This window comes from Cyclobacterium sp. SOCE241 (assembly GCF_056867545.1).
In genome coordinates, this window is the sequence record NZ_CP149779.1 from 25,541 (window position 1) to 43,297 (window position 17,757).

10 protein-coding genes and 3 pseudogenes are annotated in these 17,757 nt (G+C 39.6%); 9 read left to right on the forward strand and 4 right to left on the reverse strand.

What is annotated here, in order from left to right; translation table 11 throughout:
• Nucleotides 1-142 precede the first annotated feature (142 nt).
• The 7 genes and pseudogenes from WG932_RS00155 (at nucleotide 143) to WG932_RS00185 (ending at nucleotide 10,243) form a co-directional block, all read left to right on the forward strand.
• A pseudogene (locus WG932_RS00155) lies at nucleotides 143-2,547 on the forward strand (PSD1 and planctomycete cytochrome C domain-containing protein).
• A 3-nt stretch (nucleotides 2,548-2,550) separates the two neighbouring features.
• A pseudogene (locus tag WG932_RS00160) lies at nucleotides 2,551-4,005 on the forward strand (DUF1501 domain-containing protein).
• 127 nt (nucleotides 4,006-4,132) lie between these two features.
• The gene (locus WG932_RS00165; RefSeq protein WP_339678885.1) at nucleotides 4,133-5,089 is read left to right on the forward strand and encodes an aldo/keto reductase; all 957 of its coding nucleotides are present in this window, start codon (nucleotides 4,133-4,135) and stop codon (nucleotides 5,087-5,089) included.
• 32 nt (nucleotides 5,090-5,121) lie between these two features.
• The gene (locus WG932_RS00170) at nucleotides 5,122-6,078 is read left to right on the forward strand and encodes an aldo/keto reductase (RefSeq protein ID WP_014021536.1); all 957 of its coding nucleotides are present in this window, start codon (nucleotides 5,122-5,124) and stop codon (nucleotides 6,076-6,078) included.
• Nucleotides 6,079-6,655: 577 nt separating this feature from the next.
• The gene (locus WG932_RS00175) at nucleotides 6,656-7,024 is read left to right on the forward strand and encodes a response regulator (RefSeq protein WP_483086489.1); all 369 of its coding nucleotides are present in this window, start codon (nucleotides 6,656-6,658) and stop codon (nucleotides 7,022-7,024) included.
• Nucleotides 7,025-7,283: 259 nt separating this feature from the next.
• The gene (locus WG932_RS00180) at nucleotides 7,284-8,687 is read left to right on the forward strand and encodes a sulfatase family protein (protein ID WP_483088759.1); all 1,404 of its coding nucleotides are present in this window, start codon (nucleotides 7,284-7,286) and stop codon (nucleotides 8,685-8,687) included.
• 137 nt (nucleotides 8,688-8,824) lie between these two features.
• The gene (locus tag WG932_RS00185) at nucleotides 8,825-10,243 is read left to right on the forward strand and encodes a Glu/Leu/Phe/Val family dehydrogenase (protein ID WP_149394042.1); all 1,419 of its coding nucleotides are present in this window, start codon (nucleotides 8,825-8,827) and stop codon (nucleotides 10,241-10,243) included.
• Nucleotides 10,244-10,567: 324 nt separating this feature from the next.
• Here WG932_RS00185 and WG932_RS00190 read toward each other — a convergent pair whose 3' ends face one another.
• Nucleotides 10,568-11,440 carry a 3-keto-disaccharide hydrolase gene (locus WG932_RS00190; RefSeq protein WP_149394043.1) on the reverse strand — a complete coding sequence of 291 codons (873 nt, stop codon included), beginning with the start codon at nucleotides 11,438-11,440 and terminating at the stop codon, nucleotides 10,568-10,570.
• A gap of 28 nt (nucleotides 11,441-11,468) precedes the next feature.
• Nucleotides 11,469-12,554 carry a hypothetical protein gene (locus tag WG932_RS00195; RefSeq protein ID WP_483086490.1) on the reverse strand — a complete coding sequence of 362 codons (1,086 nt, stop codon included), beginning with the start codon at nucleotides 12,552-12,554 and terminating at the stop codon, nucleotides 11,469-11,471.
• A 188-nt stretch (nucleotides 12,555-12,742) separates the two neighbouring features.
• Here WG932_RS00195 and WG932_RS00200 point away from each other — a divergent pair.
• Nucleotides 12,743-14,153 (forward strand): annotated as a pseudogene (locus WG932_RS00200) (Gfo/Idh/MocA family protein).
• Nucleotides 14,154-14,328: 175 nt separating this feature from the next.
• Nucleotides 14,329-15,924 (forward strand): sulfatase family protein, encoded by a 1,596-nt coding sequence (locus tag WG932_RS00205; protein WP_483086491.1) that lies wholly within the window; start codon nucleotides 14,329-14,331, stop codon nucleotides 15,922-15,924.
• Between the two features lie 5 nt (nucleotides 15,925-15,929).
• Here the strand turns inward: WG932_RS00205 and WG932_RS00210 are convergent, their stop codons facing one another.
• Both WG932_RS00210 and WG932_RS00215 read right to left on the reverse strand, forming a co-directional pair.
• Entirely contained in the window at nucleotides 15,930-17,096 is a 1,167-nt protein-coding gene (locus WG932_RS00210) for an FG-GAP repeat domain-containing protein (RefSeq protein WP_483086492.1), read from the reverse strand.
• 1 nt (nucleotide 17,097) lies between these two features.
• A complete protein-coding gene (locus WG932_RS00215) occupies nucleotides 17,098-17,757 on the reverse strand; it encodes a c-type cytochrome (RefSeq protein ID WP_483086493.1) in 660 nt (219 codons plus the stop codon).

The window sequence follows — 17,757 nt, forward strand, 5'->3', positions numbered from 1 at the left end:
TTTCTTCGTTTGGGGCATAATTATTTGCTGAATTAATTAATGAAAATATTGCATTGGCATGGGATAATTTAAGGTATTGGATATGGAGGATGGTAAAAAATAATGGTTTTGCTTTTAGAGGGTAAATAACTATTTTAACGAAATGATTTCGATAAAAGGGAATAAAATGTTTTGGGGAATACCATTTATAGGATGGTTAATTTTAGTGGCTGTAACCATAGCTTGCAAAGAAAACCCAAGTCATGATGTTTTTGAATTTCCTGACCAAGTCAGTTATAACCTTCATGTAAGACCAATTTTATCTGAAAACTGTTTTACTTGCCATGGCCCGGACGCAAACAAAAGGGAGGCGGGGCTTCGGTTAGATGTCGCTTCAGAAGCTTATGCAGTCCTGAAAGACAGCCCAGGGAAGCATGCCATTGTTCCCGGTTCTTCAACAGAATCTTTGGTTTTTAATAGGATGATATCATTAGATCCGGAAGAAAAATGCCTCCTCCATCATCAAATTTGCAATTAAGTGATCATCAGGTCAATATAATCAAAAAATGGATAGATGAGGGCGCTGTATATGAACCTCATTGGGCCTTTGTTTCTCCCAAAAAACGCCTCTTCCGAAAGTGAAAAATAAGGGTTGGGCTAAGAATGAAATTGATTACTTTGTCTTAAGCAAGATGGAGGCGAAGGGTTTAAGCCCCTCAGTAATGGCGGATGACTTAAGCCTAATGCGGAGGATTTATTTTGATTTAATAGGCTTACCGCCAAGTCCGGAAGTGCTGGATGAATTGCAGGAAAATGGTTTGAAGCCGGAGGCTGTAATAGACCGTTTGTTTCAATCTGCATCTTATGGTGAAAAGATGGCGGTTGCCTGGATGGATGTGGCGCGTTATGCAGATAGTCATGGTTACCAAGATGATTATTACCGGACCCAGTGGCCTTGGCGAGATTGGGTGATTCATGCTTTCAACAAAAACATGCCTTATGATCAATTCATTACATGGCAGCTGGCAGGTGACTTGCTTCCCAATGCAGGCAAGGAACAGTTGTTAGCCACAGGGTTTAATCGCAACCACAAAATTACTGAGGAGTCAGGGGCCATCGATGAGGAGTATCGCGTAATGTATGCGATTGACCGAACCAATACCTTGGGTAAAGCCATGCTTGGAATTACCTTGGAATGTGCCCAATGTCATGATCATAAATATGACCCAATTTCCCAAAAAGAATATTTTCAGACTTATGCCTTTTTTAATACTATCGCTGAATGGGGAATAGAAGAAAAAATCCGGGTTTCTCTAAGAAAAGTCCGGCAAAATACCCTCTGATGGAAATCAGCAATAAGGATGTCGAAGAATTGCTTCAATTTATTAATATGCCTGATAGTGCTGCTCGAGTTAACAGGTTGATGGCAGGAATGACAAAAGGCACCAATTACAACTCTTTACTTGATGAAGCCAATGTGCTAAAGGTTGCAGTAATGGGAGAGCTGGACAGCACCCGAAATACCTATATTCTAGAAAGGGGAGCCTATGATGCACATGGAGAAAAAGTGGAACCGGGGTTACCTGCTTCCATCCTTCCGTTTCCTGACAGTCTTCCCCAAAATAGATTGGGATTAGCTAAATGGTTGTTTGATAAAGAAAACCCATTGCCGGCAAGGGTTTTTGTAAACAGGATCTGGCAAGAACTTTTTGGTGTTGGAATAGTAGATACTCCCGGAGATTTTGGCTTGCAAGGTAACTTACCTACCAATCAGGAGTTATTGGATTGGTTGGCTGTGGACTTTATTGAGCACGGGTGGAATATACAATACCTATTAAAGAAGATCATGTTGTCTTCTACCTATCAGCAATCTTCAATTGTCAGAAAGGAGCATTTAATGCTAGATCCGGAAAATAAGTATTTGGCAAGATTTCCAGACTCAGGTTAAAAGCAGAAGAGATTAGGGATTTAATATTGGCTAGCAGCGGTCTGTTAAACATGGAGATAGGAGGTCCTTCAGTCAAGACCTACCAACCCGCAGGTCTGTGGGAAGCAGCTACCTCAGGAAGGGGTAATTTATCAAAATTTCAATTGGATACAGGGAAGTACCTTTATAGAAGGGGTTTATATACATTTATCAAAAGAACGGTTCCGCCACCCAGTATGATGTTATTTGATGCCAGTAATAGGGATGCCTGCGAAGTAGAAAGGTTGAAAACCAGCACCCCATTACAGGCTTTGGTGATGATGAATGACCCTGTGGTGTTGGAGGCATCCAGGGTATTTGCTTCACAATTATTGAAAGAGGATCCAAATCCCGAAAAAGGTATAGGTTATGCTTTCTACAGTATTATTGGAAGGAAACCTGATGAAATAGAAAGCAAGATATTGGGCAATCATTTGACAAGCTTTTTGGGAGAGTATAGGGAAGATAGAGCAAAGGCTAAACGGATTATTGAGGTTGGCAAGTATCCAATAATGGATGATTTGCCGGTAGCAAAACTTGCTGCCTTGGCGCAGGTTATCACGCTTATTTATAACATGGAAGCTAGCATAACGAAAGCTTAAATTATGGAAAAAGAGATATTTGATCATGGATTGAATCTTAATAGAAGGCATTTTTTGTCCAAGTTAAGCCTAGGTTTGGGGAGTGCAGCTTTAGGCTCTCTTTTGATCCCTGATTTATTCACGGGGAATAGTTTGGGTAAGAATGATGATTTAAGGAAAGGTTTACCTCATTTTGCCCCAAAAGCCAAAAGAGTGATATACCTGTTCCAGAATGGAGCTCCATCTCAGTTAGAATCTTTTGATTTCAAGCCTAAGCTTCGAGATTTGTGGGGGCAAGAGTTGCCGGAATCTATTCGGCAAGGGCAAAGGCTAACCGGAATGACTGCCAGCCAAAATAGTTTTCCGATGGTTGGGTCTTTTTGTGATTTTCAGCAATATGGTCAAGCCAGAGCTTGGGTTAGTTCCTTATTTCCCCATACAGCAAAGATTGTTGATGACATCTGCATTATAAAATCTATGCATACCGAAGCCATCAATCATGACCCTGCACTAACTTTTTTCAAACCGGAGCTCAGCAGGGCAACCGACCCAGTATGGGGTCTTGGCTAAGTTATGGTCTTGGAAGTGAAAATAATAATCTACCGGCTTTTACCGTATTGCTATCTAAAGGGAAAGGGAATGGCCAAGGGGTATATGCCAAACTTTGGAGCAATGGTTTTTGCCTTCGGCCCATCAGGGAGTTCAATTTAGCAATGGGGAAGATCCGGTCCTTTACCTGAGTGATCAGGAAGGGATGAGCAAAGCAGACAGAAGAAAAATGCTTGACAATTTAGCCGCCTTGAATCATCATGCCTATGAAAAAATCGGAGACCCGGAGATTCAGGCCAAAGTAGCCCAATATGAACTGGCTTACAGAATGCAGACGGCTGTTCCCGAGGCAACAGATTTGTCAAAAGAGCCGGATAGTGTATTTGAAATGTATGGTGAAGATAGTCGTAAACCGGGGACTTTTGCAGCCAACTGTTTGTTGGCACGTAAACTTTCAGAGTCAGGTGTGCGATTTGTTCAGCTTTATCATCAAGGATGGGATCAGCATGGCAACCTTCCCAATGAAATGACCGTTCAGGCAAAGGATGTGGACCAAGCTTCTGCAGCTTTGGTAAAAGACTTAAAACAACGAGGATTGCTTGACGAAACTTTAGTGATTTGGGGGGAGAATTCGGAAGGACAAATTATTCTCAAGGCCAATTGACTCAAGACAATTATGGGCGAGATCATCATCCTAGATGTTTTAGTATATGGATGGCCGGTGGAGGAATAAAACCTGGTATAGTTTATGGGGCAACAGATGACTTGGGCTATAATATCACAGAAAACCCTGTGCACGTGCATGATTTTCAAGCTACGGTATTGCATCAGCTTGGTTTAGACCATGAGCGGTTGACTTATAGGCATCTGGGGAGAAAATTCAGACTTACTGATGTATCCGGCCGGGTAATTAAAGATTTATTGGTTTGATCGAATGTCTTGAATTTCCTGTGAAAAACAAGCGGGATTTTTAACTTTGCTTGATAAAAATCAGTTTAAATAGATTGGATCAAGTAATAAGCCATCTGCTTGGTCCATCAATATATTATTATTTAGGATGAAAAACTTATTATTTGAAAATGGGGACAAAATGCCGACCCTAGGACTTGGCACATGGAAATCTAAGCCAAATGAAGTCTATAAAGCAGTGCTTCATGCCATACAGGTTGGGTATCGACACATTGATTGTGCCTATGTTTATAAAAACGAAAATGAAATAGGTCAGGCAATTAGCGACGCTATTGCTAAAGGCATGGTGAAAAGAGAAGATCTGTGGATCACTTCTAAATTATGGAATGATGCGCACCTGCGCCAAGATGTATTGCCTGCCATTCAAAATACCCTAAAGGATCTTCAATTGGATTATCTTGATTTGTACTTGGTTCATTGGCCTGTCGCATTAAAAAAGGGGGTAGGCTTACCTACTGATCCCAGTGACTTTTTGACCAAGGACCAAGCACCCTTAGCGGATACTTGGGCTGAAATGGAAAAATTACACAAAAAAGGATTGACACGCCAAATTGGAGTATCCAATTTTAATTCGGCAAAAATTGAAGCATTGAAGGCAAATGCTTCCATAATGCCAACGGTTAATCAGGTGGAATATCATCCTTATTTGCCCCAAAAGAAATTAAAAGAATATTGTGACAAAAATGGCATCTACATCACCGGGTATGGCCCTCTTGGAGCTGCCTATAGGGTTGCTGACAATGAAGTAGATCATCCCATATTACTTGAAAACACAGTCTTGCAAGAGATTGCAGCGAAACATTCGGCGACAGTGGCTCAAGTGGTTCTTGCTTGGGCCATCGAGAAAGGCGTATCGGTAGTGCCCAAATCTGTGAATTTTAAGCGAATAGAGGAGAATTTTGCTGCTGCAAATTTGTCATTAGATAATGAAGCTATCAAAATAATAAGCAATCTAGGAGGCCCTTATCGGTATACACATGGGAGTGCCTGGGTGGGTGAAATCAGCCCTTACGATTTTTCTGACATTTGGGAAGAATGTCTATAACTTATACATACATTTTAATTTAGAAATAAAGCATGAAATACATCACATTTAAAAACCAAGATAAAATGCCTATGTTGGGCTTGGGCACCTGGAAATCCGGCCCTGGAGAAGTTTATCAGGCTGTGCTTTGGGCAATAGAGGCTGGTTACAGGCATATTGATTGTGCAGCTATCTACCAAAATGAAAAAGAGGTGGGAGATGCTTTACAAAAAGCTTTTAAAGAGGGGATAGTGAAAAGGGAAGAGCTATGGATAACTTCCAAGCTTTGGAACAATGCCCATGAAGTGGATAAGGTGGAAGCAGGTATTCAGCAGACATTGGCAGACTTACAGTTGGATTATCTAGACCTTTATCTCATTCACTGGCCAATATCCTTAAAGGATGGGGTAACCTTTCCAAGTAGTGGAGATGATTTCCTGGATTACAAAACCGTTCCGCTCACAGAAACCTGGAAGGGAATGGAAGCATTGAAAGAAAAAGGCCTAACCAAACATATTGGAGTGTCTAATTTTAATATTGCAAAACTTAAAGAAATACAGTCTAATGGCAGTATTGCACCTGAAATGAATCAGATAGAACTTCATCCCTATTTACCGCAGCATAATCTTGTAGATTACTGCAAGCAAAATGGGATAAATGTTACGGCTTATTCTCCATTAGGCTCAGCCGACAGGCCTAAGGCCAGGCAAAAAGATAGCGATCCGATATTAATGGAGCATCAAATTTTCAAGGACTTGGCTGAGAAGCATACCTGTTCAGTGGCCCAAATTCTTATCGCTTGGTCTTTGCATAGGGATATTGCTGTTATCCCAAAATCAGCGAATAAGGAAAGAATTGCGGCCAACCTAAAATCAAAGGATATTGAACTATCGGCAGAGGATTTAAAAAGCATAGCATCCATTGATAGTCATCACAGGTACATTGACGGAACATTCTTTACAGAAGTGCCCGGTAGTCCTTTTGAACAATCAGATTTGTGGGAGGGGTAAAAATATTCTTTCCTGGCAACAGGAAATAAAAGGATTAACCTAAAAAAGGGTTTTTAAAAATGGGCGGATAAGATATGATTCGCCCATTTAAATTTTGAAATTGACAATTCTATAATCCTTACATTGTTAAAGTATTTGAAAAATCACCTTAACTTTGTTTAAAAAATTACAAAATCACGATTAAAAATTAAAAATTTTCTATTTTAAAAAAAAGAGTTAATTTAGTGGTAAATTTATAATTACATTGAAAATGCAAGAATTTATTGACTGATTCTGTACAATTACTTGTTTGAATTGGTCTTATTATTTAGTTTTCCCAATCATTAAGTTTTAAGCAAGTCAGTTTAGTTATGTTGATTTCGGATATTAAGCTGTTGAAATATTTGTATTGATCAGTTAATTGATTGGTATTATAGCATTTCATCTTTGCTTAAAAATGAACGAAATGGTTGTTAAGTTATGACGGGTTTAGATCTTAAGCCAAGTTATGAATACATCAATGACTTGAATTTTACACATCCGAAAAGTAAATTAAAAGTTGGGGTTTTGATATTTATATTTTAGAACAATGGATAAAATGAAATCAGCACATATTTTATTAGTAGAAGACAATGAGGGGGATATTTATTTAACACTTGAAGCGTTAAATGAAAGTGCTGTTGAAAACAAAGTTAGTATAGCTAGGGATGGGCAGGAGGCTTTGGATTTTATTTTTAAAACCAATGGTTTTGAGCACCAAGCCACCCCTGATTTAATTATCCTTGACGTGAACCTTCCTAAGAAAAGTGGTCATGAGGTGTTGCATGAACTTAAGCAACATCATAATTATAAAAAATTCCGGTCGTTGTTTTGTCAACTTCCAGTTCTAAAGAAGATATCGATTTATCTTATCAGAATTATGCAAATTGTTACATTACTAAACCTGCAGAGGTTTCTGATTTTTTAAAGACCGTTGCATCCATACAAAATTATTGGTTTGATACCGCTTCCCTACCTGTAAATTAACCAGTATTATGCAGTTATTGCTGAATTAGGTTACCGGCCATTGTTTAGCTTTGCTAAAAAACTAATATTACATGATTCTTATTTGTTAAATGTATTGATATAGTTATCTTCTATCCGAAAAAAATGGATAAGAATGCATACTAGAATTATACTACCGGTAAGTCGAATCGGCTCTTTATTTTTTATTAATTGCAGGTTCAATTTTAAGTTGTACAAGTAAGGGCTCTGAAGAAAAAGAGCAGAAGGAACCAAGCCCACCCAACATTGTAATAATTTTCACTGATGATCAAGGATATGAAGATGTAGGGGTTTTTGGTGCGAAGGATATTCGAACGCCCAACTTGGACCGAATGGCCAATAACGGTGTGCAGTTTACCAATTTTCATGTAGCCAATGCCGTTTGTTCTGCCTCAAGGGCATCGATTCTTACAGGGTGTTACTCTAATCGATTGGGTATTTTTGGTGCACTTTCTGATCGCAGTAAGCATGGCTTATCTCCAGAGGAGACGACCATTGCTGAGATGCTGAAACCCAAGGGATACGCTACCGGGATAGTCGGAAAATGGCACCTGGGGCACCTTGAACCATTTTTGCCAACCAAACAAGGCTTTGATGAGTTTTTTGGGCTTCCTTATTCAAATGATATGTGGCCTTACCACCCTGAAAGACCAGATGATTACCCTCCACTACCCTTGTATCAAAATGAAACAATTATAGATACATTGACTGAGCAGAGCATGTTGACAACCTGGTATACAGAAAAGGCTGTTGATTTTATTGACAGGAATAGCCACCAACCATTTTTTCTTTATTTGGCTCACAATATGCCCCATGTACCTTTATTTGTGTCTGATAAATTTAAAGGGAAATCTGAGGCAGGAATTTATGGAGATGTAATCATGGAAATTGATTGGTCTGTGGGACAGGTAATGGAAGCATTAAAGAAAAATGGTCTGGAAGAAAACACCTTGGTCATCTTTACTTCAGATAATGGTCCTTGGCTTTCCTATGGAACTCATGCAGGGAGTACAGGTATTTTCAAAGAAGGTAAAGGAACCTCTTGGGAGGGAGGTATACGTGTTCCCGCCATTATGCAATGGAAGGGAAAAATTCCGAAAGGAGAAGTGCAAGAGAAAATGGCCATGACCATAGATCTATTGCCAACCATTGCCCATATTACCGGGGCTCCTTTACCTCAAAAAACTATTGATGGAAAAAATATCTGGCCTTTAATAAACATGGAAGAGGGCGCTGAATCACCACAGGAGGCCTATTATATTTATTATAACAAAAACGAATTGCAAGCAGTTATCTCAGGTAAATGGAAGCTTTATTTTCCACATAGGTACCGTACGCTTCCGGAGGACTTTATAAAACCTACCAATGGCATCCCTGTAAAATATGAGATGTTAACATTAGAAGAAATGGAGCTATATGATTTGGAGAATGATCCATCAGAGCAGTATAATGTTATAATAGACCATGATGAGGTAGTAAAAAAGTTACAGGCTTTAGCTGAAAAAGCCCGGGAGGATATGGGAGACGCATTGCAAAAAGTGGGGCGAAATGTTCGCTTAGCTAAAAAATATGATTCCTTTGAGTAAAAAGTTTTTAATTGATTCTCAATTCTGAGTGGCAATGATAGGTGTAGACTGAATAACGGCATTGGCTTTTCATTTTAGGCATAGACCTTGCGGTCAAGTAGCTGGAATTTTGTTGAATCGTATAAAAATTAAGGTTTATGAATGCAAATGCAGATTACAGTTTATTTGATGATGTAAATAAAGTAGTGGACCATGCAGCCAGCCATATGGACATTCATCCCGGCTTGCTGGAGCAAATTAAATTATGCAATAGCATTTATAAATTTAATTTTCCCCTAAGAAATGGTGATGGGACCTACCAAGTGATAGAAGGGTATAGGGTTCAACATTCCCACCATAAGTTGCCTGTGAAAGGTGGTATTCGATACAGTAGTTTTGTAAATGAGGAAGAGGTCAAAGGACTCGCAGCATTAATGACTTATAAATGCGCACTGGTGAATATTCCCTATGGTGGGGCCAAAGGGGGAGTAAGGATAGATCATAAAAAGTATACACGGGACCAATTGGAAAAAATTACCAGAAGGTATACTTCTGAATTGATTAAAAAGAAGTTCATTGGTCCGGCCATAGATGTACCTGCCCCGGATTATGGCACAAGTAGTCAAGAGATGGCTTGGATAGTTGATACTTTTGAAGCCTTTAATCCTGAAGTTATCAATGCAAAAGGTTGTGTTACAGGGAAACCCCTCTCGCAGCATGGCATTGAAGGTAGGACTGAGGCCACAGGAATGGGGGTTTATATTGGGATTCGAGAGGCCGTGAGTGTCAAGGAGGATATGATCCAATTGGGTTTAAAAGTAGGCCTGAAGGGAAAGACAGTTGTTTTGCAGGGTTTAGGAAATGTAGGCTATTATTCCGCCAAATACCTTGCAGAAGCAGGAGCTAAAATCATTGGTATTGCAGAGTATAATGGAGGGCTGTGGGATGAAAATGGTATAGATATCGAAGCAATTAAAGCCTATCAATTAGAAAATAAAAGCTTTAAAGGCTATGAAAAAGGTGAATTTATTGAGAATGCCAATTCCTTGTTGACCAGACCTTGTGATATTTTGATCCCTGCTGCTTTGGAAAATCAAATTACTTCAGAAAATGCACCCGGCATTCAGGCGAAACTTATTGCTGAGGCTGCAAATGGCCCTGTAACACAAGAGGCCAATACCATACTTCTTGAAAAGGGTATCATGATTATTCCTGATATGTACCTAAATGCCGGTGGGGTCACCGTGTCCTATTTTGAATGGTTGAAAAACCTATCCAGGGTTTCTTTCGGGAAATTGGAGAAAAGGTACGACATGAAAAAATATGATGAACTTCTGGAAGGAATTGAAAAGGCAACAGGCGATTCATTTAGCGATGAGCAAAGAAAGATAATAATTAAAGGGGCAAGTGAGAGGGATTTGGTAAACTCCGGGCTTGAAGAAACTATGGTAACCGCCTACCACCATATGAACAGTGTACGAAAGGAAAAAGGGATTAAAGACCTGAGAACAGCAGGTTTTATTGTGGCGCTCGAAAGAATAGCCATCTCTTATACAGACTTAGGAATTTTCCCTTAAAATTTTTTGGGGATTTTAAATAAAGGGGGCTCAGATTTTTCCGGCCCCCGTTTATTTAAAATAATAGTTTTTAAAGATTAGAAAGAATTTTTATCATCTGAAGGAAATTTTATTGACAATCAATTGCTTTTCCTTGAACTCAAATATTGTATTTCTTGGGTTAAGCCTGGAATATGGTATTGACAATCTTAGGTGCTGAAATCGCTTCAAAATCAGCCACTCGCTGTTGCAAACATAGTGTTGCTATGCTAAAATCTCCAAATACGACCCTTCCCCTAAACACAGGACAGGCTTCACCCTTGACTATTGCCAGAACACGTAAAATTACTGGTTGTTGGCAGCTTTCAATTGAGCCAATACTTCTTTTAGTTTTTTATTATCGTCTTTATAAGGACTTAGGTCAAAGATTTTAACAGTTTTAAAATCAATTGGATGACTTTCGCTTTGTAAGGAAATATAACCTTCAGAAATAAGTTGGCCATCTTTTTTGATTTCAGGGTTATGGTTGCTCACATTGCCACCTCCCATTTGAGGTTGTAAGTAAGTCAGCACAGTATCTCCCTCTATGATATGGTGAATTATAGAATCACCCAAAACCAGAAAGTCTGCTGTAACCCACTGTTCACCATGATAAGTTTTAGAGGAGGAGTTCACACAATGAGGCGTAAATAGTTCCCCTTCCATTACCACATTGGTTCCGGGTGTACATAAGTTACTGGTGGTTCTTGGATTTTCGCCATCTCCTCCCAAAAGCTGCCCTTCTATGGAAATGGGAAAGTCTTGGTTTTTAAGCATTGTTTCGGGGTCTTGCCCGTGTAGCATTACTCCGGAATTTCTCAAGGCCCATCCTTCACCACCTGGGGCTTGTTCTCCCACAAATCTGTATTCTACCCTATACAGGTAATAAGAAAATGGTTCATCATAAAAGATATGTCCATATTGTTGGTCAAAGTCTTCGTATCCATCATACCTCACCTTGAGTAGGCCATCTTCCACAGTGAAAGTATTTGCATAATTTTCGTCGAGGTCATGTTTGGCAATTTTAATACGCCAATTGTCCATGTCTTTGCCATTAAATAAAGTGCGCCACTCCTCTTCAATATTCACAGGTTCACTTTTGTTGGACCCCGAACAGGATGCAAGTAATCCGACAAGAATAATTAGCAAGGGCAATACTTTCAGTAGGTGTGTTTTCATCAGGTTATCGGAGAATTTTGGTTTATTTTTAATGAGATGCTAATTGATATTTAAGCACTTGAGCTTGATTGTTGTCAATAGGTAGTGTCTTGGGGTTTATCAAACCATAGAATGCCTTATTTTCTTGCTCAAAGTTAAGCAGAAAAAGTAAATTAAAGGGAAGTTCAATGGGGGCTGACCACCCGGTTTCATAGTTGTAAATCTTTAATTGCTTGCCTGGGATCTTTTGGCCGGGGCCTGGCTCTTTTAATAAGCCGTCTATATAAACCACGGCAAATCCATTTTTGAGCGCAAAAAGATTGGTGATTTCACCCTCTACTAATACAGACCCATCATTGCCAAGTGGGAGTTTCTGCCCTTTTACTTGTACAAAGTCTTCGGAATCTAATGGTATACTGTTGACCCATTCACCATTATTTGACAAGTCATATTTGCTTATCAGGGGCTCTTTATTGAAAACAAAATATAGTGAATTGTCTGAAATACTAATCAACGCTGTCGGTGGTTCGAAGTGGAGGCTTTCTTGGTATTGGCTTTTGGGAGAAAGCTTAAGAAAGGGAGTAGCCACACCGGTGCTGGGATTTAGTTTTTCCAGTAAATAATTGTCTCTGTAATATCCTAATTCATAGGGGCTTTTATTGTTTCTTCCCGGGTGAAACAGCAATAATTCATCTTTATAAATATTAATTGCATTTTGATTTCTTTTGAGGTCCAGCGATCCATTGGGAAATGGCATGTTTGCTTTTTTTACCAAATTCAATTCTTCATCAAGTAAGCCAATTTCACCTTTTATAGATTTAGCTAGAATGTTTCCATTTTCTATTATTTTCAATCCATTGACATAGTACAAGCCACTGTCACCGACTGTCGGGATAATTTTGTTAGCCAAAACATTTCCTAAACTGTCAAATTTCAGGTATTCTCCTGATTGGTAATTGTATATTAAACCTGTATTGTGGGCATAAGTACCAGCATGAATATCACCCGAAAATGGAATATTTAGGGTGTCTAAAACCACCAATTCATATTGGCCACTGTTGCTTTGAAATAGGTTACATGAGCCGCTAAAAAGGGCAATAACTAAAATAGGAAATAGATAGGTTTTAATTTTCATCCTGAAATTTAAGGGCAATTTTCAGCCTTTTCAAATTTTTTGTTTAAAGTAATTTTTAAAATTCATCAAAAATATAGACTTTACCTCTATCTTCAAATTTATGTTCCTATTATAAGAGCCTTTCTGCTATCTTTAGCATTGATAATCAATATAAGTTTGATATTTGATCAATTAATTAACAATTAATAATGAATAACCAAAGAAGACGTTTTATTAAATCTAGTGCTTTGGGTGCTGCGGGTATATCTTTGATACCTTCTTTTGTCCTAGGAAATCAAACCGGGCATATTGCACCAAGTGAAAAAGTGAATCTGGCCTGCTGTGGAATCGGTCACAGGGGGGAGAGGTTGTCAAATCTTTACATGCCACAGGTTTGGCAAATGTGGTGGCGCTCTGTGATGTAGACATGGGTGCCGAGCATACTGTAGAGGTAATGAAAATGTTTCCGGATGTGCCTAGATTTAAGGATTTTAGGGAGATGTTTGATAAGATGGGTAAAGATATAGAGGCTGTTTCGGTTGGAACGCCGGATTTTTCTCATTTCCCAATTACCATGTTGGCCATGTCTATGGGGATTCATGTTTATGTGGAAAAGCCCATGGCTAGGACTTTTAATGAAGTACAGCTGATGATGGATGGTGCCAAAAAGCACAATGTGGTTACTCAGATGGGTAATCAAGGTCACTCTGAAGCCAATTATTTTCAGTTTAAAGCATGGAAAGAAGCAGGGATAATCAAGGATGTTACAGCCATGACAGCTCATATGAATGGCCGCAGAAGATGGCACGGGTGGGATCCTAAAATAATTTCATTCCCTCCTAAACAACCAATACCTACTACCATGGATTGGGATACATGGTTGGGAACTTCCCATCATCACGATTACCATGAGGACCTGGTCAATGGTCAATGGAGATGTTGGTATGATTTCGGTATGGGTGCACTTGGAGATTGGGGCGCTCACATCATGGATACCGCACATGAGTTTTTGGAGTTGGGCTTGCCTGAAGAAATAGTGCCATTGAAACTGGAAGACCACAACACGTTCTTTTTCCAATGGAAACCACATTGGCATTTAAATTCCCCAAGAGAGGTGATATGCCGGCCATGACCATTACCTGGTACGATGGGCAGAACAATATTCCTCCGGTTCCAGCGGGTTATGGAGTTTCTGAACTTGATCCAAATATTCCACCTCCAAGTAATGGCCAATTGCAACCTGCAAAACTGAATCCTGGAAAAATTATATATGGTGGGGATCTTACCTTTAAAGGTGGATCACATGGCAGTACCCTTTCGATTATACCTGAGGAGAAGGCAAAAGACATGGCCGGCCAATTACCGGAAGTTCCGGAGAGCCCTTCCAATCACTTTGCCAATTTCTTAAAAGCTTGTAAAGGTGAAGAGAAAGCAAGGTCTTCTTTTGATATTGCAGGACCATTGAGTCAAGTGTTTTCTTTAGGAGTTCTGTCCCAAAGACTAGGTGCCAAATTGGAATTTGATAGAGAAACCAAGCAAGTAACCAATCATGCCTTGGCCAACGAGTTGTTGGCAGGTGTCCCTCCAAGGAAAGGCTGGGAAGAGTTTTATAAATTGTAAAGCGTCTTCATTCGTAAAGGATTTTTATTAAAGAATTTTTAATTTGATTCTGATAAGAAAGCAATTTATTTGCTGCTTATCAGAATCATTTTCTTTTGTAAGTACAATAAGAAATCTTTAAGGGGAATTTCTATAGTATTGAGCCCAATTAATCTTTCAGTAAAATTTATTACACATGTCTAAGTTTTTTTATCAAGTCAAAAAGAATATCGGAACACAGGGAGGCTACTCCTTTCTGTTATTTGGAATTGCCTCAATCCTTATTGTAATCTTGTTATTGGGATTTTCCAATAGACATTCATCATTGGTTAAAAAACCAAACGTTGTGATCCTATTTGCAGATGATATGGGCTATGGAGATATTCAATCTTTAAACCCTTTGTCTAGGATCAAGACCCCGGCAATTGATGGTTTGGTAAAATCAGGGATTTCGTTTGAAAATGCGCATGCCAGTGCCTCCGTTTGTACACCTTCTAGGTATGGTTTGCTTACGGGAAGGTATGCATTCAGAACGCCGGAAGCCGCAGGTGGGATTGGTGGTTTTACGCCTTCTGTTATTGAGAAAGAAAGGCTAACCTTAGCAAGTATTTTAAAAGATGCAGGCTATACTACCGCTATTACCGGTAAATGGCATTTGGGATTAAACTGGGCTACCAAGGATCAAAAAGTAGCACAAATAAATGCTTCTACAGGCTATTCCAATGTAGATTATTCTTTACCGGTAAAATCCGGTCCAAATGATTTTGGCTTCGATTATTCTTTTATCCATCCTGCTTCTTTGGATATTCCACCTTATGTTTTTCTTGAAAATGGTCAGGTGGTGGACCCCAATATTATCTTGACAACAGACATTTATCCCACCAGGAAAGAAAGTACTGAATTTTCCTGGGACAAAAAACACAGTGACGAGAGAGCTGTATATTGGGAAAAAGGTGTGTGGTGGAGGTTAGGAGAGATGTCTGCCTCCTTTAGGGTAGAAGATTGTTTGGAGACCATTGTAGAACAAGCAGAAAATTTTATTGGAATACAAAGTGCTGAACAGCCCTTTTTACTTTATATGCCCTTGACCGGTCCACATACCCCATGGCTTCCTTCTAATGAAAGCAAGGGCAAGTCAGGTGCCGGATTATATGGTGATTTTGTAATGGACATCGATCAGGTTGTCGCCAGAATTTCATCAAAACTGGAAGCTGAAGGTATGTTGGACAATACCTTAATTATTTTTAGTAGCGATAATGGGGCTTACTGGCCTGCTGAAGAAATTCTTTTACATGGGCATGATTCCAATAAAGGGAGCAGGGGGCAAAAGGGAGATGTGTGGAATGGTGGCCATAGGGTTCCTTTGATAATTTCTTGGCCCAGTGGTATTAAAAAAAGTAATACTTATAAAGGCTTGGTTAGTTTAACAGATATTTATGCGACCTTGGCAAGTTTGACCGGGAAAAGAATACCTGCAGGGGAGGGCATAGATAGCAAGGATTTTGGGCCGGTATTGGCTGGCGATATGTCTTTTACAACTCGTGAAAATATGGTGCATCATTCATCCGGAGGAATGTTTGCCATTAGAGAAGGTGATTGGAAATACATAGATGGGCTAGGTTCGGGAGGGTTTACTTACCCGTTTAAGATAAATCCTGAAGAGAATGGACCGGAAGGACAATTGTACCAATTGAATCAAGACCCCTTGGAGACTACCAACTTATTTGAAGCTTTCCCGGAGAAAATTATTAGGATGAAAGAAAAATTGGAAGCATTAAAAAGGGCTAGATAGTAAGGTTATTCAGGTACTTGTTCAAATACAAACACGCCCTTTTTATTGGCTACGATGATGTCCATAAGCCCATGACCGAAAAAGTCTGCTACAGTTACTTGTACCCCAACTCCTGAATCCGTGTCTATGGTATGCTTTAACCACTTATCTTGCTTACTTGGTTGAAACTCAAACCAAGCAAGGACAGGGGGGTTATTGCCTCCCGGATCTTTCCCCATGTGTGCATAATAGCGTTTCCCCGTCACTAGATCCAAATGTCCATCCTTGTTAATGTCCACCAATTCCAAGGCATGGGTTTGGGAAAAACTTTTATCAATTAAATGTGTTTTCCACGCTCCTGTTTGGTCTTGTTCATGCCACCAAATACCAAGCTGATGGGCAGCAGAAGATAAGATTTCAGGTTTATGATCTCCATTAATATCATGAGCATATAATTGAGCCGCTGGTTCTCCTAGAGTAGCGGGCTGAAATTCCCATAACTCTTCTGTGGGATCGTCAGGTGATTTCCACCAACCTTCGGTAATGATAAGGTCCTTGTTCCCATCCTGATCAATATCTCCCATGCCTAGACCATGAGAATAGCGGGCAGTGCCAGGACTATTTTTTTTACTAATTGTAAACTTATCCCAGGTTAAATTATTTGGGGTTGAAGGAGCTCGGTACCAAACCATTTCACCGGTTTCCGGTATACTGCCAACCAAATCCTTTCTACCATCCTTGTCCACATCGTAAAAACCGGCAGACTCATTGCCTAAGGAAGGGCAAATGATGTGAATTTTCCATAAACCGGATTGGTTTTTAGGGTTTTCAAACCAATGAACAGCCTCTCCTGGAAATCCTATCCTTACAAAGTCAACCCACCCATCCATGTTCACGTCCATACCGTGACTAATAAATGCATTGCTATACCCTTTATCGTATTCAAAAACTTTAGGTTCTTCCAACTCGTGGGGTTTCCATTTTGGAGCTTCAAACCAATAAGCTCCTGCCATAACATCCATCAAACCGTCCTGGTTTACATCTCCAATGGCAGCGCCCTCAGCAAGAAATTGGGTACTCAGCACATGTTTTTTAAAAGTTACAGGTGAAGAGGATTGAGGAAAGGCTGAATTGATGCCTGAAAATAATGCTACAACTAAAGAAAATTTAAAGGCTTGAATTAACTGAGACATTTTAACGTAGATTAAGTAGATAGGTCATTAAACCATTGAATTGTGATTGATCAAGGGTGGTTCCAAAATGGTCAGGCATCAAGGTAAGATTCGAAGGAGCTTGCTTTTCTATGTCTTTTTTAAAAATAGTAAACTCTGTTCCTGATTGGTCTGCCATTACCAGCACTTGTTCATCTTCTCTTCGAAACAAGCCGGATTTGGTTTGTCCATCTTTTAAGTGGATGGTGTAAGTACGAAAATTCTCTGAGATATTTCTATTGGGATCCAATACCTTAGTAGCCAATGCTTGTACTCCCCAGTTGCCAACTCCGTCTAATTGAGGTCCGATCATTCCACCCTCATCCCCAACTCGATGACAAATGCCACAATTTTCTTTGAAAAGCGTCTTCCCGGCAACCAAATGTTTGGGGTTACTTTGAAAAGCTTCGGTCCGCTGCTCTATTAAGGCTTGTTTTTCACTACTTATCGGGGGTAAATTCATGGTTAATTGCTCATAGGCTAGTTTTTGTTTTTCATTGGCACCCGTCAAAAATCTTTCTTCCACTTGTCGGGCTTTGATCACCCTTGCAGGAGCATAACCCTCTTGGATTAATTTTAGTAGCTGGCTTTTCCCTTTTCCTGAGATCGAAAGTTGAGCTGAAATATGTTCCTGTAACTCCAT

Coding starts and splice junctions, on each gene's coding strand:
- WG932_RS00165 (WP_339678885.1), top strand. CDS start 4,133: ATGAAAAACTTATTATTTGAAAATGGGGACAAAATGCCGACCCTAGGA.
- WG932_RS00170 (WP_014021536.1), top strand. CDS start 5,122: ATGAAATACATCACATTTAAAAACCAAGATAAAATGCCTATGTTGGGC.
- WG932_RS00175 (WP_483086489.1), top strand. CDS start 6,656: ATGAAATCAGCACATATTTTATTAGTAGAAGACAATGAGGGGGATATT.
- WG932_RS00185 (WP_149394042.1), top strand. CDS start 8,825: ATGAATGCAAATGCAGATTACAGTTTATTTGATGATGTAAATAAAGTA.
- WG932_RS00190 (WP_149394043.1), bottom strand. CDS start 11,440: ATGAAAACACACCTACTGAAAGTATTGCCCTTGCTAATTATTCTTGTC.
- WG932_RS00195 (WP_483086490.1), bottom strand. CDS start 12,554: ATGAAAATTAAAACCTATCTATTTCCTATTTTAGTTATTGCCCTTTTT.
- WG932_RS00205 (WP_483086491.1), top strand. CDS start 14,329: ATGTCTAAGTTTTTTTATCAAGTCAAAAAGAATATCGGAACACAGGGA.
- WG932_RS00210 (WP_483086492.1), bottom strand. CDS start 17,096: ATGTCTCAGTTAATTCAAGCCTTTAAATTTTCTTTAGTTGTAGCATTA.
- WG932_RS00215 (WP_483086493.1), bottom strand. CDS start 17,757: ATGGAGTTACAGGAACATATTTCAGCTCAACTTTCGATCTCAGGAAAA.